Origin of the sequence: Methylobacterium aquaticum (genome assembly GCF_016804325.1) — a bacterium.
Lineage (GTDB): Bacteria > Pseudomonadota > Alphaproteobacteria > Rhizobiales > Beijerinckiaceae > Methylobacterium > Methylobacterium aquaticum_C.
Window position 1 is genome coordinate 1,868,129 of record NZ_CP043627.1, and the last position, 17,533, is coordinate 1,885,661.

General features: G+C 70.4%; 17 protein-coding genes. 12 read left to right on the forward strand and 5 right to left on the reverse strand.

Features of this window, described 5'->3' with window-relative positions:
* The first annotated feature begins 63 nt into the window (after window positions 1-63).
* The 5 genes from glgX to F1D61_RS08325 all read left to right on the forward strand — a co-directional run bounded on the left by glgX (window position 64) and on the right by F1D61_RS08325 (window position 7,882).
* Window positions 64-2,343 carry a glycogen debranching protein GlgX gene (gene glgX, locus F1D61_RS08305; RefSeq protein WP_203158976.1) on the forward strand — a complete coding sequence of 760 codons (2,280 nt, stop codon included), beginning with the start codon at window positions 64-66 and terminating at the stop codon, window positions 2,341-2,343.
* 160 nt (window positions 2,344-2,503) lie between these two features.
* The gene (locus F1D61_RS08310; protein WP_099898866.1) at window positions 2,504-2,881 is read left to right on the forward strand and encodes a response regulator; all 378 of its coding nucleotides are present in this window, start codon (window positions 2,504-2,506) and stop codon (window positions 2,879-2,881) included.
* 356 nt (window positions 2,882-3,237) lie between these two features.
* Entirely contained in the window at window positions 3,238-5,154 is a 1,917-nt protein-coding gene (locus F1D61_RS08315) for an AI-2E family transporter (protein ID WP_203157450.1), read from the forward strand.
* A gap of 442 nt (window positions 5,155-5,596) precedes the next feature.
* A complete protein-coding gene (locus F1D61_RS08320; protein ID WP_203157451.1) occupies window positions 5,597-7,213 on the forward strand; it encodes a hybrid sensor histidine kinase/response regulator in 1,617 nt (538 codons plus the stop codon).
* A 36-nt stretch (window positions 7,214-7,249) separates the two neighbouring features.
* Complete coding sequence (locus F1D61_RS08325; protein WP_203157452.1) at window positions 7,250-7,882, forward strand: intradiol ring-cleavage dioxygenase; 633 nt, start codon at window positions 7,250-7,252, stop codon at window positions 7,880-7,882.
* Between the two features lie 100 nt (window positions 7,883-7,982).
* Here F1D61_RS08325 and F1D61_RS08330 read toward each other — a convergent pair whose 3' ends face one another.
* Window positions 7,983-9,197: an NADP-dependent isocitrate dehydrogenase gene (locus F1D61_RS08330; protein ID WP_203157453.1), complete on the reverse strand. Its 1,215-nt coding sequence runs from the start codon at window positions 9,195-9,197 to the stop codon at window positions 7,983-7,985.
* A 304-nt stretch (window positions 9,198-9,501) separates the two neighbouring features.
* Between F1D61_RS08330 and F1D61_RS08335 the strand changes: the two genes are divergently transcribed.
* On the forward strand, window positions 9,502-10,245 hold the full coding sequence (locus tag F1D61_RS08335) for an RNA methyltransferase (RefSeq protein WP_203157454.1): 744 nt from the start codon (window positions 9,502-9,504) through the stop codon (window positions 10,243-10,245).
* A 4-nt stretch (window positions 10,246-10,249) separates the two neighbouring features.
* Here F1D61_RS08335 and F1D61_RS08340 read toward each other — a convergent pair whose 3' ends face one another.
* Window positions 10,250-11,263: an NADP-dependent oxidoreductase gene (locus F1D61_RS08340; protein ID WP_203157455.1), complete on the reverse strand. Its 1,014-nt coding sequence runs from the start codon at window positions 11,261-11,263 to the stop codon at window positions 10,250-10,252.
* 187 nt (window positions 11,264-11,450) lie between these two features.
* Between F1D61_RS08340 and F1D61_RS08345 the strand changes: the two genes are divergently transcribed.
* The gene (locus F1D61_RS08345; RefSeq protein WP_203157456.1) at window positions 11,451-11,855 is read left to right on the forward strand and encodes a DUF4174 domain-containing protein; all 405 of its coding nucleotides are present in this window, start codon (window positions 11,451-11,453) and stop codon (window positions 11,853-11,855) included.
* Between the two features lie 66 nt (window positions 11,856-11,921).
* Here the strand turns inward: F1D61_RS08345 and F1D61_RS08350 are convergent, their stop codons facing one another.
* Window positions 11,922-12,482, reverse strand: coding sequence for a hypothetical protein (locus tag F1D61_RS08350; RefSeq protein ID WP_203157457.1), 561 nt, complete (start codon window positions 12,480-12,482; stop codon window positions 11,922-11,924).
* Window positions 12,483-12,630: 148 nt separating this feature from the next.
* On the opposite strand from F1D61_RS08350, the gene F1D61_RS08355 reads away from it, so the two are divergent.
* The 5 genes from F1D61_RS08355 to F1D61_RS08375 are packed head-to-tail and all read left to right on the forward strand — an operon-like array spanning window position 12,631 to window position 15,558.
* Complete coding sequence (locus F1D61_RS08355; protein ID WP_203157458.1) at window positions 12,631-13,413, forward strand: phosphodiester glycosidase family protein; 783 nt, start codon at window positions 12,631-12,633, stop codon at window positions 13,411-13,413.
* Between the two features lie 43 nt (window positions 13,414-13,456).
* Window positions 13,457-13,960, forward strand: coding sequence for a pantetheine-phosphate adenylyltransferase (gene coaD, locus F1D61_RS08360; RefSeq protein WP_203157459.1), 504 nt, complete (start codon window positions 13,457-13,459; stop codon window positions 13,958-13,960).
* A gap of 30 nt (window positions 13,961-13,990) precedes the next feature.
* Window positions 13,991-14,539, forward strand: a complete 549-nt coding sequence (locus tag F1D61_RS08365) for a peptidylprolyl isomerase (protein WP_203157460.1) — start codon at window positions 13,991-13,993, stop codon at window positions 14,537-14,539.
* 3 nt (window positions 14,540-14,542) lie between these two features.
* Window positions 14,543-15,106, forward strand: a complete 564-nt coding sequence (locus F1D61_RS08370; protein ID WP_246775783.1) for a hypothetical protein — start codon at window positions 14,543-14,545, stop codon at window positions 15,104-15,106.
* A complete protein-coding gene (locus tag F1D61_RS08375) occupies window positions 15,103-15,558 on the forward strand; it encodes a peptidylprolyl isomerase (protein ID WP_203157461.1) in 456 nt (151 codons plus the stop codon). The genes F1D61_RS08370 and F1D61_RS08375 overlap by 4 nt, the downstream gene beginning before the upstream one ends.
* A 192-nt stretch (window positions 15,559-15,750) precedes the next feature.
* On the opposite strand, the gene mobA is transcribed toward F1D61_RS08375, so the two are convergent.
* Window positions 15,751-16,389, reverse strand: coding sequence for a molybdenum cofactor guanylyltransferase MobA (mobA, locus tag F1D61_RS08380; RefSeq protein ID WP_203157462.1), 639 nt, complete (start codon window positions 16,387-16,389; stop codon window positions 15,751-15,753).
* The gene (locus F1D61_RS08385; protein WP_203157463.1) at window positions 16,386-17,525 is read right to left on the reverse strand and encodes an Mrp/NBP35 family ATP-binding protein; all 1,140 of its coding nucleotides are present in this window, start codon (window positions 17,523-17,525) and stop codon (window positions 16,386-16,388) included. Before F1D61_RS08385 ends, mobA begins: the two co-directional genes overlap by 4 nt.
* Between the last annotated feature and the right edge of the window lie 8 nt (window positions 17,526-17,533).

The window sequence follows — 17,533 nt, forward strand, 5'->3', positions numbered from 1 at the left end:
GCCGGCGCGTTCAGCCCACAGTCAGGCTTCTCGCCTTCGGGATCGTCGAACGCCCCCATGAACATGGAACTCCCGTCCAAGCCCGCCCCGGATGCCCCGGCGGCCTCGCCTCTCGCCCGGCGCGTCACGCGCATCAGCGAAGGCCAGCCCTTCCCGCTGGGGGCCACCTGGGACGGCCTCGGCGTCAACTTCGCGCTGTTCTCCGCCCACGCCACCAAGGTCGAGCTGTGCCTGTTCGACGATTCGGGCGAGACCGAGATCGAGCGGATCGAGCTGCCCGAATACACCGACGAGGTCTGGCACGGTTATCTGCCGGATGCCCGCCCCGGCACCATCTACGGCTACCGCGTCCACGGCCCCTACGAGCCGGAGGCCGGCCACCGCTTCAATCCCAACAAGCTGCTCCTCGACCCCTACGCCAAGGCGCTGGTCGGTTCCGTCACCTGGAACCCGGCGCTCTTCGGCTACGTGATGGAGAGCGGCGACGACACCACCTTCGACACCCGCGACAGCGCGCCCTTCACCCGCAAGTGCCGGGTGATCGACCCCGCCTTCACCTGGGGCCGCGACCAGAAGCCGAACGTGCCCTGGGACAAGACGGTCTTCTACGAGACCCACGTCAAGGGCTTCACCAAGCTGCATCCGGCCGTGCCCGAGCGCCTGCGCGGCACCTATGCGGGTCTCGGCACCCCTGAGGTGCTGGCCTATATCCGCAGCCTGGGCGTCACCTCGGTCGAGCTGCTGCCGATCCATTCCTTCGTCAACGACAGCTACCTGCTCGAGAAGGACCTGGTGAACTACTGGGGGTACAACACCCTCTCGTTCTTCGCCCCCGCCCGCCGCTACGCCGCGGTGCCGGATTTCGCCTTCTCCGAGTTCAAGGAGATGGTCGCCCGCATGCACGGGGCCGGCCTCGAGGTGATCCTCGACGTGGTCTACAACCACACCGCCGAGGGCAACGAGAAGGGCCCGACGCTCTCCTTCAAGGGCATCGACAACGCCTCGTACTACCGCCTGCTGCCGGACCAGAAGCGCTACTACATCAACGACACCGGCACGGGGAACACCGTCAACCTCTCGCACCCGCGGGTGCTCCAGATGGTGACGGACTCGTTGCGCTACTGGGCGACCGAGATGCGGGTCGACGGCTTCCGCTTCGACCTCGCGACGATCCTCGGCCGCGAGCCCTACGGCTTCGACGAGGGCGGCGGCTTCCTCGATTCCTGCCGCCAGGACCCGGTACTCTCCTCGGTCAAGCTGATCGCCGAGCCGTGGGATTGCGGCCCGGGCGGCTACCAGGTCGGCGGCTTCCCGCCCGGCTGGGCCGAGTGGAACGACCGGTTCCGGGACGAGGTGCGCGGCTACTGGAAGGGCGACGAGGGCCTGCTTCCTGCGCTCGCCTCCCGCCTCACCGGCTCGGCCGACAAGTTCAACAAGCGCGGCCGGCGCCCCTGGGCCTCGGTGAACTTCATCACCGCCCATGACGGCTTCACCCTCGCCGACACCGTCTCGTACAACGAGAAGCACAATTCCGCGAACGGCGAGGACAACCGGGACGGCCACTCACACAACCTGTCCTACAATTACGGCGCGGAAGGGCCGACCGACGATCCCGAGATCCGCGCCGTGCGGATGCGCCAGATGCGCAACCTGCTCGCGACGCTGCTCCTGTCGCGCGGAACCCCGATGCTGCTCGCCGGCGACGAGTTCGCCCGCACGCAGAAGGGCAACAACAACGCCTATTGCCAGGACAACGAGATCTCCTGGATCGACTGGGCGGCGATCGGCGAGGAGGAGCGGGACCTCGCCGAGTTCACCCAGCGCCTGCTGATCCTGCGCAAGTCGCTGCCGATGCTGAGCCGCGGGCGCTTCCTCACCGGCGCCTTCGACGCCGATCTCGGCGTCAAGGACGTGAGCTGGCTCACGCCGTCGGGCACCGAGATGACCCCGGAGAACTGGAACGACGGCGGCGCCCGCTCGCTCGCGGTCGTCCTCGACGGCCGGGCGCAGACGAGCGGCATCCACCGGCGCGGGGGCGAGGCGACCCTGATGCTGCTCTTCAACGCCTACCACGACATGGTGGAGTTCACCCTGCCGGAGGTGGTGGGAGGCGATGCCTGGATGCGGGTGCTCGACACCAACCTGCCCGACACCCAGGATCTCGCCCGGTTCGCCGTCGGCGACACCTACGCGGTCACCGGCCGCTCGATGCTGATGTTCGTGCTGCGCCCGACCGACCTGGACCATGCGAGCGAGACCTGGCGCTCCTACCAGCACGTGATCCAGGCCTTCGAGCGGGCGGAATCCGAGAGCGTGGCGTTCGGTCTGACGCCGGAGGGGTGACATCCGGGCGGACCTGCCCACTTTGAGTCGGATCCGGGATACCTCGCCCGTCCACCGCGTCGGCGGTGGACGGGCGCGGACCGTGATCTTTCGATGATGCGCGATGAGGGGGCGGCCGGTCCGGCCCCCCGGCATCGGGTGCGAGCGTGGAGTGGGGGCGGTGGCAAAGATCCTTCTCGTCGAGGACCATGAGGAAATCTGGGACTTCCTGTCCCGGCGGCTCAAGCGGCGGGGCTACGAGGTGGTGCTCGCCCATGACGGCGAGGAAGGCGTGATGAAGGCCCGCACCAGCCGGCCGGACATCATCCTGCTCGACATGAACCTGCCGGTGCTCGACGGCTGGTCGGCGGCCCGCGCGCTCAAGTCCGATGCCGAGACCGCCCGGATCCCGATCATCGCGCTCACCGCCCACGCCATGTCGGGCGACCGCGAGAAGGTGATCCAGGCCGGCTGCGACGATTACCACCCGAAGCCGGTCGACTTCTCGAAGCTCCTGACCCAGATCGGCGCCGCCCTCGGCACGCCGCCGGCGTCCTGACGGCGCGGACGGGCACCCGTGCCGATCGCCCTCGCGGCGATCGATGCGAAGGCAGTCCGACATTCAGAGTCTGTTTGATCGGCCTCGACAGATCTCGAACCCAGTGCGTCATTCCGGGGCCGCGAAAGCGGAGCCCGGAATCCAGAAACGCAGGTTTGAAAGGATGAAGCGGAACGCGATCCGCCCTTTTCTGGACGTTTGGCGGTTCTGGATTCCGGGCTCCGCTCTCGCGGCCCCGGAATGACACCGAGGGTGTCAAAGCTGTCGAGAAAATCACCCAGGCTCTGAAGGTCGCGAACAGGAAAATAGATGCCTCTCACGCCACCCTTGCCTGAAGAACAGGTTTCGAGAACCCGATGATCGACGATCCCGTGACGGCGCGCCGCCTGCGCGACGCGATGCCGGTGTTCACGGCGCTGGCGACCTGCCTGCTGGTGCTGGCGATCGGCGCGATCCTGTCCCTCGGGCGGGACGTCTTGATGCCGATCACCCTGGCGGTGCTCCTCAGCTTCGTGCTGGCGCCTGCGGTGCGGGGCCTGCAGCGCCGGCGCCTGCCGCGGTCGCTCGCCGTGCTCGTCGTCGTGCTGGCGACCTTCGCGGGAATCGGGGGCCTGGGGCTCCTGATCGCCAACGAGGCGTCGCAGCTCGCCTCGGACCTGCCGCGCTACACCGTGACGATGCGCGAGAAGATCGGCGCCCTGCGCTCTCAGGCCGGCGGCGGCGCCACCCTGGAGCGCCTGTTCCAGTCGGTGCAGGACCTGAGCCAGGAATTGCAGCCGCCCGAGCCCGCCAAGGCCAGGGGCCCGGCGGATCCCGAGAAGCCGATGCTGGTCGAGGTGCGCGAGCCGAAGGCCGGGCTCCTCTCCACCCTCGGCAGCGTGGTCGCGCCGGTGCTGCACCCGCTCGCCACGGTCGGCCTGATCCTGCTCTTCACCCTGTTCTTCCTCGCCCAGCGCGAGGACCTGCGCAACCGCGCCATCCGGCTCGCCGGCTCGGGCGACCTGCGCGCCACCACGGCGGCGATGGACGATGCGGTGGCCCGCCTCTCGCGCTTCTTCCTCGCCCAGGCCGGCCTCAATCTCGCCTTCGGGGTGGTGATCGCGATCGGCCTGTGGGTCATCGGCGTGCCGAGCCCGATCCTCTGGGGCGTGCTCGCGGCGATCCTGCGCTTCGTCCCCTATATCGGGGCGGTGATCGGCATGGCCTTTCCGCTCCTGCTGGCGGCGGCGGTCGATCCGGGCTGGTCGATGCTGATCGCCACGGTGGTGCTGTTCGCGGTGGTCGAGCCGATCGCCGGCCACGTCGTCGAGCCGCTGCTCTACGGCCACTCGACCGGGCTCTCGCCGGTCGCGGTGATCTTGGCCGCGACGGTCTGGACCTTCCTGTGGGGGCCGGTCGGCCTCGTGCTCGCGACCCCGATCACCGTCTGCCTGGTGGTGCTGGGCCGCCACGTCGAGCGCCTGGCCTTCCTCGACGTGATGCTGGGCGACCGGCCGGCGCTGGCACCCTCCGAGATCTTCTACCAGCGCATGCTGGCGGGCGACCCCCTGGAGGCGATCGACAAGGCGCGCCAGGTGCTGAAGGAGCGCGCGCTCGCCACCTACTACGACGAGATCGCGCTCGGCGGCCTGCGGCTCGCCCAGAACGACCGGGCGAGCGGGGCGCTCGCTGCCGACCGCCAGCAGGCGGTGGGGCAGGCGATCGAGAGCGTGGTGACGACGCTCGGCACCCTGCCGGTCCGAAAAGGGGCGGCCGCCGTGCGCAGCGCCGAGACCGAGGCGGCAGTGGCGGCTCTGGGGCCGGACCGGGCCGCGACCGCGATCGTGCGCCGCCCGGAAGACCTGGCGCCGGCCTGGCGCGGCCCCGCCCCGGTCCTGGTGGTGGCGGCCCGCGGGCCGTTCGATGCGGCGGCCGCCGGCATGCTGGCCCAGGTGCTCGGCCGCCACGGGTTGAACGCCCGCACCACCAGCCAGGATGCCCTGAACAAGGGCGAGCGGCCGGAGACCGAGGGCGTCGCCCTGGTCTGCCTGTCCTATATCGAGCCGATCAGCACCTCCCACATCCGGCTCGCCGCCCGCCTCGCCCGCCGGGCGATTCCCGGCGTGCGGGTGATGGTGGCGATCTGGCGCGAACGTGACACCGGCGGCCGCGACCGCCTGCGCCGGGCGACCTCCGCCGACATCCTGGTCACCACGATCAGCGATGCCCTCGACGCCGCCCTGAAGCTCTCGGGCGCCGGCGAGACCCGGCAGGTGCCGCGCAAGGCGGCCTGACCGGTCCGACGAGCCGCCCTTTTACCGTGAGGTCCGCCGGACCTCTCCGGACGGCATGTCGGGACGCGAAGCAGAGAGTCCGGTTCGGCCGCGCGTGTAAGAGCTCATCCCGGCGGATATGTCCCGATCCTGGGTTGTCGGCTTGGCCCGGGAAGTCCATCCGGGCGGCCGCGGCGATCGGGCCAAGTCGTCGTGACCGCTTCCGGGACCGGTTCGACCCTCGATTGCCGGTGAGCGTGGTTGCAACGCTGCGTCGGCCGGCTGGCCCGGGTCGGGCTGTCCAAGTCCAAGTCAGCCTGTCAAAGTCCAGGTCAGTCTGTCAAAGTCACGGAGCGACGCACGGTCGCGGCTGCCCCTGGCGGCATCGGCCGTTGTGCAGGAACGCTGGATGTAGGATCCCATGGGCTGGGCGGGCTTCGACCGGCCGGTCACCGGAGCGACGATGAGTGTGAAGCGAACGCCGACCGAACTCGGGACCCGGCCGACCGTGGCGGACGTCCCCACCGACGTGTCGGACCACCACAGCGACATCTTCTTCGCCGCCGTCGAGATGACGCGGATGCCGATGATCGTCACCGATCCGCGCCAGCCGGACAACCCGATCATCTTCGCCAACCAGGCCTTCCGGGCGATGACCGGTTATGCGCCCGAGGAGCTGGTCGGCCGCAACTGCCGCTTCCTGCAAGGACCGGAGACCGACCGCGAGACGGTGGCGGAGGTGCGCCGGGCCATCGCCGCGCGCGAGGAGATCGCGACCGAGATCCTGAACTACCGCAAGAACGGCTCGACCTTCTGGAACGCGCTGTTCATCTCGCCGGTCTACGACCCGAAGGGCGAACTGGTCTATTTCTTCGGCTCGCAGCTCGACGTGTCGCGCCGCCGCGACGCCGAGGAAGCCCTGCGCCAGTCGCAGAAGATGGAGGCCTTGGGGCAACTCACCGGCGGCATCGCCCACGACTTCAACAACCTGCTCCAGGTGGTGGTCGGCTACGTCGACATCCTGCAATCGGGGCTCGAGGACCCGGCGACCGATCCGCGCCGGATGACCCGGGCGGTCGACAACATCCGCAACGCCGCCGAGCGCGCCACGACCCTGACCCAGCAGCTCCTGGCCTTCGCCCGCAAGCAGCATCTCGACGGGCGGGCGGTGAACCTCAACAACCTGGTCGAGGGCATGCGCGACCTGTCCGGCCGCACCCTCGGCGACGGGGTCGCGGTCCGGACCGAGCTGCCGGACGGCCTGTGGAACGCCCGGATCGACCCGACCCAGACCGAGGTCGCGCTGCTCAACATCCTGATCAACGCCCGCGACGCGATGCCGGACGGCGGCACCGTGACGATCCGGACCGAGAACCACGTCTTCGATATCGACGAACTGCCCTCCGGCCTGGCCCAGACCGGCCGCTACGTCTCGGTCTCGGTGACGGATACCGGGCTCGGCATGCCGCCGGAGATCCTGGCCCGGGTGATGGAGCCGTTCTTCACCACCAAGGAGGAGGGACGCGGCACGGGGCTCGGCCTCGCCATGGTGTACGGCTTTGCCAAGCAATCCGGCGGCACGGTGGTGATCGAATCGCGGGCCGGCCACGGCACCACCGTCCGGCTCTACTTCCCGATGAGCGACAGCGAGGAGCGCCCGGCCCCGGGCCCGGGCCATCGCGCGCTTCACCGCGAGGGCACCGAGACGATCCTGATCGTCGACGACCGCCGCGACGTCGCGGAACTCGCCCGGGCGATCCTGCGCGATTTCGGCTACACGACGCTGCTCGCCACCGATGGGCGCCAGGCCCTCGAACTGCTCGACGGCGGCGACCGGGTCGATCTCCTGTTCTCCGACCTGATCATGCCCGGCGGCATGAACGGCGTGATGCTGGCCCGCGAGGCGCGCCGCCGCCAGCCCCGCCTCAAGGTGCTGCTCACCACCGGCTACGCCGAGGCCTCGATCGAGCGCACCGATGCCGGCGGCAGCGAGTTCGAGATCATCAACAAGCCCTATCGCCGGATGGAGCTGGCGCGCCGGGTGCGGGCGGTGCTGGATGGGCCGACCGGGGTGACCTGAGGCGCGCCGGCACCGACGGACGGGAGGAGGACGCCGATGCCGCATCGCCCGACACGCCGCGTGATGCTCGGCACCCTCGCGGCCGGCCTCCTGGCGCCCAGGCCCGTGCAGGCGACCTGCCTCCTGACCCCGCAGGCGGTCGAGGGCCCGTTCTACCTCGATCCCCGCCTGCTCCGATCGGACATCCGGGAGGACCGGGACGGCACGCCCCTCGGGGTCGCCTTGCAGGTCGTGACCTTGCGCGATTGCGTCGCCCTGCCGGCGGCCCGCGTCGATCTCTGGCATGCGGACGCGCAGGGGCGTTATTCAGGCTATGCCGGCCAGGGCGATCGCGCCGCGTCCACCATCGGCCGGACCTTCCTGCGCGGCACCCAGGTCGCCGACGCGACCGGTCGGGTGGCGTTCCGGACGATCTATCCGGGCTGGTATCCGGGCCGCACGCCCCACCTGCACGTGAAGGTGATCCTGGGCGGCCGGACGGCGCTCACCGGTCAGATCTACTTCCCCGACGCGGTGAGCGAGGCGATCTATGCGGCGTCCGCCTATGCGGGCCGTCCCCAGCGCGGCCGGATCGGCAATGCCCGCGACCTCCTCCTGCGCCAGGACGATCCCGAGGGCCGGGCATCGCGGAGGTGCGCCGGCTGGGCGGGGGCTACGAGGCGGCGCTGACGCTGGTGGTGAAGGGGGCGTGAGGAACCCCGCGGCGTCGCGGCCGCGGGGAACCGGATCGGCAGGCTGAAGGGCGGCCGGAATTCGGCCGCCCCTGGCCTCACGCCTTCATCGCGGTCTTCAGGTTCTCGTCGATCTTGTCGAGGAAGCCGGTGGTCGAGAGCCACTTCTGGTCGGGGCCGACGAGGAGCGCGAGGTCCTTGGTCATGAAGCCGGCCTCGACGGTGTCGACGCAGACCTTCTCCAGGGTCTCGGCGAACTTGGCGAGGTCGGCATTCGAGTCGAGCTTGGCGCGGTGCGACAGGCCGCGGGTCCAGGCGAAGATCGACGCGATCGAGTTGGTCGAGGTCTCCTTGCCCTTCTGGTGCTCGCGGTAGTGGCGGGTCACCGTGCCGTGGGCGGCCTCGGCCTCGACGGTCTGGCCGTCGGGGGTGAGCAGCACCGAGGTCATCAGGCCGAGCGAGCCGAAGCCCTGCGCCACGGTGTCCGACTGCACGTCGCCATCGTAGTTCTTGCACGCCCAGACGTAGCCGCCGGACCACTTCAGGGCCGAGGCGACCATGTCGTCGATCAGGCGGTGCTCGTAGGTGATGCCGGCCGACTGGAACCGCGACTTGAACTCGGCCTCGTACACCTCCTCGAAGATGTCCTTGAACCGGCCGTCATAGGCCTTGAGGATGGTGTTCTTGGTCGAGAGGTAGACCGGGAACTTGCGGGCGAGGCCATAGTTCATCGAGGCGCGGGCGAAGTCGCGGATCGATTCGTCGAGGTTGTACATCGACAGGGCGACGCCGGCGCCCGGGAACTTGAACACCTCGCGCTCGATGACGGTGCCGTCGTCGCCCTCGAACCTGACCGTCATGCGGCCCTTGCCCGGCACCTTGAAGTCGGTGGCGCGGTACTGGTCGCCATAGGCGTGGCGGCCGACCACGATCGGCTGGGTCCAGCCCGGCACCAGGCGCGGCACGTTCTTGCAGATGATCGGCTCGCGGAAGATCACGCCCCCGAGGATGTTGCGGATCGTGCCGTTCGGCGACTTCCACATCTCCTTGAGGTTGAACTCCTTCACCCGGGCCTCGTCCGGGGTGATGGTGGCGCACTTGACGCCGACGCCGTGCTTCTTGATCGCCTCGGCGGCCTCGATCGTCACCTTGTCGTTGGTGGCGTCGCGGTGCTCGACTCCGAGATCGTAGTATTCCAGCGGAACGTCGAGGTAGGGATGGATCAGCTTGTCCTTGATGGACTGCCAGATGATCCGGGTCATCTCGTCGCCGTCGAGCTCGACGACGGGGTTCGCCACCTTGATCTTCGCCATGTCTGATCCAGCCTTCCGTGATCCGGGAGCCGTCCCCATGCCTGCGTTGGCTAAGCGGCCGGCCGTGGCGCGGTCATAGCGCGCTGCACAAACAGGGGGAAGCGCCGGGAGGGAATGGATTTTCGAGGCTGTCACGAAAAAAGCCCCGGCGCGGGGCACCGGGGCTGCAAGGAGGTCCGCCCTACCAACACGGATCGGGGGCCATGAGTTCCCGAGCCGGTTCCCGAGCCGGCGCGATGCCCCTTCGCGATCCGGGCGCCAAGCCTTATGTGCCGGCGATCCGTCCCGTTCGACACCGCTCCCCATGACCGATCCCACACCGCCCCGCCCCGTCATCATCCTGGTCGAGCCGCAACTCGCCGAGAATATCGGCATGACCGCCCGCGCGATGGGGAATTTCGGGCTCGACACCCTGCGCATCGTCAACCCGAAGGGCGGCTGGCCGATGAAGGGCGTGCGCGAGACGGCGTCGAGCGCCACCCACGTCCTCGACGGCACGACCGTCTTTCCCACGGTTCCCGAGGCATTGGGCGACCTGCATTACGTGCTCGCCACCACGGCGCGGGAACGGGGCCAGATGAAGCGGGTCTTCGGGCCCGACGACGGGATGGCGGAGGCGGCCGGGCGCCTTGCCGCAGGAGAAAAGGTCGGCATCCTGTTCGGGCGCGAGCGGGTCGGGCTGTCGAACGACGAGGTCTCCCTGGCGGATGCCATCGTCACCTTCCCGGTCGATCCGGAGCATTCCTCGCTCAACCTCGCCCAGAGCGTGCTCCTCATGGGCTACGAGTGGCGGCGGGCGGCGGGGCGGGCGGTGCTGCCGTTCTCAGGGGAGATGCGCTCGGGGCCGGCGCCGCGGGGGGCCCTGATCTCGCTGTTCGAGAACCTGGAGGCGGAACTCGACGCCGCCGGCTACTACCCGCCGGCGAAACGCGACGGGATGATCCGCAACATGCGCGACATGTTCCACCGCATGGCGATGACCGAGCAGGACGTGAAGAGCTTCCGGGGGGCGTTGCGGGCGCTGGCGCGGCGCCCCCCGGACGAGTGACGCTCTACAGCTTCACGATCAGCTTGCCGAAGTTGCGGCCCTTGAGCAGGCCGATGAAGGCCTCCGGCGCGTTCTCCAGACCCTCGACCACGTCCTCGCGGTAGCGGATCCTGCCCTCGCGCAGCCACTGGCCGACCTCCTCGTGGAAGGCCGGGCCCTGGTCGGCGAAATCGGAGACGATGAAGCCGCGGAAAGTGAGCCGCTTGCTCAGCACCGCGCGCATCAGCGCCGGCACCCGGTCGGGCCCGGGGGGCAGCTCGGTCATGTTGTAGTTGGCGACGAGGCCGCAGACCGGGATGCGGGCGAAATCGTTGAGGAGCGGCAGCACCGCGTCGAACACCGCGCCGCCGACATTCTCGAAATACACGTCGATGCCGTCCGGGCAGGCCGCGGCCAGCGCCGCGGGCAGGTCGCCGGAGCGGTGGTCGACCGCGGCGTCGAAGCCCAGCTCCTCGGTGAGGTGGCGGCACTTGTCGGGCCCGCCGGCGATGCCGACGGTGCGGGCCCCCTTCAGCTTGGCGATCTGGCCGACCAGCGAGCCGACCGGGCCGGTGGCGGCGGCGACCACCACGGTCTCGCCGGCTTTCGGCGCGCCGATGGTGAGGAGGCCGGTATAGGCGGTCATGCCGGGCATGCCGAGGACGCCGAGCGCCGTGGTGACGGGGGCGGCGGCGGGGTCGAGCTTGCGCAGGCCCTGGCCGTTCGACACGGCGAAATCCTGCCAGCCGCCATAGGCCGACACCGTGTCGCCGACCGAGAAGTCCGGATGATGCGAGGCCACCACCTCCGACACCGTGCCGCCGACCATCACGTCGTTGATCTCGACCGGCTTGGCGTAGGATTTCGCGGCGCTCATCCGGCCGCGCATGTAGGGATCGAGAGAGAGGTAGCGGTTGCGCAGCAGTACCTCGCCCTCCTTGGCCACCGGCACCGTTCCGCGCTCGACGCGGAAATGGGCCGGGGTCGGCTCGCCGTGGGGCCGGGACGCCAGGACGATGCGGCGGTTCACGTCGGACATGCGGGGACCTCCCGTCGGGGATTGTTCGGGGTGCGGGCGGGCCTCCCGGCCACGCTCGCAGGCGGATCCCGTCGCAACTGGGACGCCCGGGCCCGCGCGTCAACGCCGCGCTGGCCGGAGAGTGTCAGAGCTTTACCTGCGGAGGAGGCGCCGGCTCGAGCCCGGCCTCACCGCGAAAGGGTTCGGCATGCTTCCCGTCTCGCTCCTCGCCGGCGCGCTCCTGTTGGCCGCGACCGTCCCGGTCGCCGCCGCCGGCTCCGACCTCGACCGCTACCGCTGGAAGTCCCGGGTGCTGGTGATCGCGGCCGCCGCCGACGACCCCCGGGCCGCCGCGCAGGGCCGCATCGCCGAGGCGGCCGCGTCCGGGATGCGCGAGCGCGACCTCGTGGTGGTGCGGGCGATCGGGGAGGGGAGGGAGGCCGCTTCGTTGCGCCGCCGCCTCGGCCTGCCGGCGACGGGATTCCGGGCGGTGCTGGTCGGCAAGGATGGCGGGGCGAAGCTCACCGCCGAGGAGCCGATCCCGGCCGAGCGGCTCTTCTCCACCATCGATGCCATGCCGATGCGGCAGGAGGAGACGGGGCGGCGGAACTGACGGCTTCACGAAAAAGGGCCGCCCTCGCGCGGGCGGCCCCCTTTCGATTCGTGATCGGTCCGCCGCTCAGTAGCAGCGGGTCACGAGGACGCGGCGGTAGCCGTAGGGCGTCCAGCGCACGCGGGGCACCTCGTAGCAGCCGCCGCCATAGCCGACATCGTAGCCGCCGTAATAGCCGACCGGGGCGTAGCCGCCGCCGTAGCCATAGCCGTAGCCGCCGTAATACGGGTAGGCCGTGGCCGCCGCGAGGCCGAGCCCGACGCCGAGCCCGAGGCCCGCCGCGCCCCAGCCGTAGCCGCGGCGATAGCCGTAGCCGCCGCGCCAGCCGCCATAGCCGCCCCGGTAGCCGCCACCGAAGCCCACGCCCCGGTAGCCGCCGTAACCGCCGCGCCAGCCGCCGAAGCCGCCCCGGTAGCCGCCGCCGAAGCCGACTCCGCGATATCCGCCGAAGCCGCCGCGGAAGCCCCCGCCGCCGAAGCCGCCCCGGAACCCGCCGCCGCCAAAGCCGCCACCGTGGAAGCCGCCACCATGGAAGCCGCCGCCGCCGAAGCCCCGCGCCTCTGCGGTGGCCGGCACAACCAGCAGCGCGCCCGCGAGGGCCGCCGACGCCGCCAACATGCCTTTCATGATCCGATCTCCTGATCGAGAGAGTAACGTGAACCCCCAGGCCCTCAGAACGTCGGAATGCGAAGGTTGGTTCGTGCTGCAAAACGTCACGATCGCTCTATACCGGTACCCCGAAAACCGGGCGCGCGGACGAAGAACGGAGAGACCGATGGCGGCAACGACGGCGGGATGGGCGAGACGGAGCGGGGCGTTGCTGCTCGGAGCGGGTCTCTCGTGGCTGTCCGCCGGTCCTGCCCCTGCGGCGCCCGGCCCCGCTCCTGCGGCGGCGTCCTGCCGGGCGCAGACCCACGAGGGCCAGGCCTACGCCGTCTGCACCGTCGACCTGCGGCGCGCCCGGGTGAAGCTGTTCTGGCGCGGGCCCGACGGCCTGCCCTACGGCTCGCTGTCGCGGCTCGCCGGCCAGCAGGGCGACAAGCTCGCCTTCGCGATGAATGCCGGCATGTACGACACCGGCCTCGGCCCCGTTGGCCTCTACGTCGAGGACGGGCGCGAATTGAAGGCCGCCAACACCGCCAACGGCCCGGGCAACTTCCACCTGAAGCCCAACGGCGTGTTCTACGTCGCGGGCGATCGCGCCGGGGTGCTCGAGACCGGGCGCTACCTGAAGGCCCGTCCGCGCGCCGAGTTCGCGACCCAATCCGGCCCGATGCTGGTGATCAACAACCGCATCCATCCCAAGATCTCCGAGGACGGGCCATCGCAAAAGATCCGCAACGGCGTCGGCGTGCGGCCGGACGGGCACACGGCGGTGTTCGCGATCTCGGAGGCGCCGGTGAGCTTCGGAGCCTTCGCGCGGCTGTTTCGCGACGACCTCGGCTGCCCCAACGCGCTGTTCCTCGACGGCAGCGTGTCGAGCCTCTACGCCCCGTCCCTGGGCCGCCAGGACCTGAGCCGGCCGCTCGGGCCGCTGGTCGGGGCCGTGACGAAATGACGGGCGGTTCCGTCGGGCCGGAAAATGCTCTAGGGGGACCACGATGAACCGCACCGCGCTCTATGCCGGCTCCTTCGATCCGGTGACCAACGGCCATCTCGACGTGGTGCGCCAGGCCTGCCGCCTGGTCGGCCGCCTGGTCGTGGCGATCGGCGTGCATCCGGGCAAGACGCCGCTCTTCTCCGCCGAGGAGCGGGCGGAGCTGATCCGGGTCACCTGCGGGCCGCTCGCCGCCGAGACCGGGACGAGCCTCGAGGTCGTCACCTTCGCCGATCTCGCGGTGGCGGCGGCGCGCCGGCACGGCGCCAGCCTGTTCATCCGCGGTTTGCGCGACGGCACCGATCTCGATTACGAGATGCAGCTCGCCGGCATGAACGGCGCCATGGCGCCGGAGGTGCAGACCGTGTTCCTGCCGGCCTCGACCGGCGTGCGGCCGATCACCGCCACCCTGGTCCGCCAGATCGCCGCCATGGGCGGCGACGTGCGGCCCTTCGTGCCCGCGGCGGTGGCCGACCGCCTCGGCGCCCGCTTCGCTCCGTCCGCCTGACGCGGCCTTCTTCCACTCAGGAGTTCCCCCATGATCCGCTGGCTCGCAGCCCTGGTGCTGTCCGTCGCCGCCCTCGGTTTCGCCGCGCCGGCGAGCGCCGCGCCCGACCAGAACACCGTCTATCTCGATACCAAGGACGGCCGGATCACCATCCAGCTGCGTCCCGACCTCGCGCCCAAGCACGTCCAGCAGATCAAGACGCTGACGAAGCGCGGCTTCTACAACGGCATCGTGTTCCACCGCGTCATCGACGGCTTCATGGCCCAGACCGGCGACCCGACCGGCACCGGCATGGGCAAGTCCGACCTGCCGAACATCCCGGCGGAGTTCTCCAAGGCCCCGTTCAAGCGCGGCACCGTCGGCATGGCCCGCTCGCAGGACCCGAACTCGGCCAATTCCCAGTTCTTCATCTGCTTCGGCGACGCCTCGTTCCTCAACAACCAGTACACGGTGGTGGGCGAGGTGACCTCGGGCATGGACGTGGTCGACAAGATCAAGAAGGGCTCCTCGGCCCAGAACGGCACCGTGCAGAGCCCGGACAAGATCGTCCGGATGAGCCTGGCGCAGGACGGCCAGTAAGCCTTGCGCGGCGGGTTGCTGATCGCCGGCCTCGCGCTGGCTCTCTCGGGTTCGCCCGCCGCCGCGCAGTTCGACGTGTACGACAACCCTTCGGTGCTCTCGCTGCCGACCACCCTGCGGGCGACCGTGCGGGTGCCGGTGACGAGGCCGGAGGGCCCCGCCGACACGCTGGCCGAGCTCTACCCCCGGCTCGCCGGCTGCTGGCGACCGCCGGCCGATCTCGGGGCCGCCGCGATCACCGCGCGCTTCGCCTTGCGGCGGGACGGGAGCCTCCAGGGCAACCCGCGGATCACGTTTTCGCGCGTTTCGCCCAGAGCATTTTCCGACGAAGTGGATGCCGGTTCGTCGAAGAAAATGCGGCAAAATCAAAGATCTAGAGCACTTCACGATTGCAGCGCGATCGTGAAGTGCTCTAGGCGGCGGAACGCGCTCATCGCCGAAACCCTGGCGTCGCTCGCCCGCTGCACCCCGGCGCAGCTGACGGCGGGGCTCGGCGGCGCCGTCGCGGGGCGTCCCATCGCCCTGCGTTTCGTCTACCCTGGTCCGATTCAAGGAGACCGACCATGACCGACAGCAACCGACTCGTGATGGAGACCAGCAAGGGCCGCGTGGTCATCCAGCTGCGCCCCGACCTCGCCCCCAACCACGTCGAGCGGATCACGACCCTCTCGGAGCAGGGCTTCTACGACGGCGTGCCGTTCCACCGCGTGATCGACGGCTTCATGGCCCAGACCGGCGACCCGACCGGCACCGGCACCGGCGGTTCCGAGCTGCCCGACCTGAAGGCCGAGTTCAATGCCGAGCCGCACGTGCGCGGCACCTGCTCGATGGCCCGCACCAACTTCCCGCACTCGGCCAACTCGCAGTTCTTCATCTGCTTCTCCGACGCCCGCTTCCTCGACAAGCAGTACACCGTGTGGGGCAAGGTGGTCGAAGGCATGGACGTGATCGACCAGATCAAGCGCGGCGAGCCCGTGCGCGATCCCGACACCATCAAGTCGATGCGTCTCGAGGCCTAAGCCTGCGCTTTTTGACCCTCCCCCCTCTGCGGGGGAGGGTGGCGAACACAGTGAGCCGGGAGAGGGGCAGCGCGACGATGCCGGGTATGGCGCTCGTCAGAATGGTCGCGACCTCTCCGGAAGCGGCGTCCCCTCTCCCGCCCGGCTCCGCCGGGCACCCTCCCCCGCAGAGGGGGAGGGTTAGCCTGAGCCTCAATGAAGAAGCGTGCGGCCCTCGTCCGCCAGCAGCCGCTCCGCCGCGAACACATCCTCCGGCGTATTGAGGTTCAGGAACGGGTCCACCGGCTCCGTCTCCCACGCCGCCTCCGCCGCGTTGTGCCGGGCGATCCACATCCCCACCCGCCTTAAGCCCCGCTCGACGAGGGCCGCCCGCAGGTCGTGGCGCAAGCCCACCGCCCAGAGCCCGTTCACGAAATGCAGCTGCCCGCCCGAGGCCGCGACCGCCATCTCGACGCCGTCGCGAGCCCGCGCCGCGTGGAGCCGGGCGACGAAGTCGTGCGGCAGGAACGGCGTGTCGCCGGCCACGCTCGCGACGTAAGGAACGTCAGGATGGTGGCTCGCGCAGAAATCGAGGGCGGCGAGCACGCCGGCGAGGGGCCCCGGCGCATCGGGCAGCGAATCCGGCACCACGAAGCCCGTGAAGGCGCGGAAGCGGCCGGCATCGCCGTTGGCGTTGAGGATCAGCCCGGCGGAGCATTGCGGGCGCAAGCGCTCCGCCACCCGTTCGAGCAGGGTCCGGTCGCCGAGCCGCAGCAGCGGCTTGTCGCCGCCGCCCATCCGGCGGGAGAGCCCGCCGGCCAGAATCACCCCGAGGGTCGGAGGAATACTCACTCGATCACGATCCGCGGCGCCGGGCGCGGGCCGGCGCCGCCGCTCAGATTCGCCCACAGCGCCGAGGCGATCGCCCGGTAGGCGGCGGCCTGCGGCCCGTCGGGATCGACCGCCACGACCGGGCGGCCGGCGTCGGACGATTCGCGGATCGTCATGTTGAGCGGGACCTCGCCGAGGAACGGCACGCCCATCGTCTCGGCCTCGTGGCGGGCGCCGCCATGGCCGAAGATGTGCGAGGTGCCGCCGCAATGCGGGCAGACGAAGGTCGCCATGTTCTCGACCACGCCGAGGATCGGCACCTCGACCCGGCGGAACATCGTGACCGCGCGGCGCGCGTCGATCAGCGCCAGGTCCTGCGGCGTCGAGACGATCACCGCGCCGGCGAGCGGCGTGGCTTGCGCCAGCGTTAGCTGCGCGTCGCCGGTGCCCGGGGGCATGTCGACGATCAAGACGTCGAGCTCGCCCCAGGCGACCTCGCGCAGGAGCTGGGTCAGGGCCGATTGCACCATCGGGCCTCGCCAGATCATCGCCGTGTCGGCGGAGATCAGGAAGCCGATCGACATCACCGGAAGGCCGTAGCCGTTGAGCGGCACGATGCGCTGCCCTTGCGGCGTGTTGATCGTCTCCGGCTTGCGGTCGAGGCCGAACAGCTTCGGCACCGAGGGGCCGTAGATGTCGGCATCGAGCAGGCCGACCTTCAGCCCCTGCGCCCGTAACGCCAGGGCGAGGTTGCAGGCGGTGGTCGACTTGCCGACGCCGCCCTTGCCCGAGGCCACCGCCACGATGTGGCGCACCCCCGGCAGGGCCGGGCCGGGACGGGGGCCGCCCTGGGCACCGCCTTGGGGCCCGGGCGCGGCAGGGCGTGGGGTGGGACCGGCACCGGGCCCGCGCTCGGCGGTGAGGCTCGCCAGGGCCGCCTTGACGCCGGGAACCTTGAGCACCGCGATCTCGGCCGCCTGGCGCACCGGCTCGAAGGCCTTGGCCTCCGGCGGCGCGATGCCGATCGAGAAGACGACCCGGCCGGAGGGGTCGATGACGATCTCCGACAGGCGGCCGGAGGCCGGCAGGCTGGTCCCCGCCGCATCGACCGTCACGCCCGCGAGCGCCTTCAGCACGTCGTCCCGGGTGATCGCCACGTCGTCTC

Bases quoted from the DNA above. Each gene is read 5' to 3' on its own strand.
- glgX (WP_203158976.1), top strand. From the start codon at position 64: ATGGAACTCCCGTCCAAGCCCGCCCCGGATGCCCCGGCGGCCTCGCCT.
- F1D61_RS08315 (WP_203157450.1), top strand. From the start codon at position 3,238: ATGATCGACGATCCCGTGACGGCGCGCCGCCTGCGCGACGCGATGCCG.
- F1D61_RS08320 (WP_203157451.1), top strand. From the start codon at position 5,597: ATGAGTGTGAAGCGAACGCCGACCGAACTCGGGACCCGGCCGACCGTG.
- F1D61_RS08325 (WP_203157452.1), top strand. From the start codon at position 7,250: ATGCCGCATCGCCCGACACGCCGCGTGATGCTCGGCACCCTCGCGGCC.
- F1D61_RS08330 (WP_203157453.1), bottom strand. From the start codon at position 9,197: ATGGCGAAGATCAAGGTGGCGAACCCCGTCGTCGAGCTCGACGGCGAC.
- F1D61_RS08335 (WP_203157454.1), top strand. From the start codon at position 9,502: ATGACCGATCCCACACCGCCCCGCCCCGTCATCATCCTGGTCGAGCCG.
- F1D61_RS08340 (WP_203157455.1), bottom strand. From the start codon at position 11,263: ATGTCCGACGTGAACCGCCGCATCGTCCTGGCGTCCCGGCCCCACGGC.
- F1D61_RS08345 (WP_203157456.1), top strand. From the start codon at position 11,451: ATGCTTCCCGTCTCGCTCCTCGCCGGCGCGCTCCTGTTGGCCGCGACC.
- F1D61_RS08350 (WP_203157457.1), bottom strand. From the start codon at position 12,482: ATGAAAGGCATGTTGGCGGCGTCGGCGGCCCTCGCGGGCGCGCTGCTG.
- F1D61_RS08355 (WP_203157458.1), top strand. From the start codon at position 12,631: ATGGCGGCAACGACGGCGGGATGGGCGAGACGGAGCGGGGCGTTGCTG.
- coaD (WP_203157459.1), top strand. From the start codon at position 13,457: ATGAACCGCACCGCGCTCTATGCCGGCTCCTTCGATCCGGTGACCAAC.
- F1D61_RS08365 (WP_203157460.1), top strand. From the start codon at position 13,991: ATGATCCGCTGGCTCGCAGCCCTGGTGCTGTCCGTCGCCGCCCTCGGT.
- F1D61_RS08375 (WP_203157461.1), top strand. From the start codon at position 15,103: ATGACCGACAGCAACCGACTCGTGATGGAGACCAGCAAGGGCCGCGTG.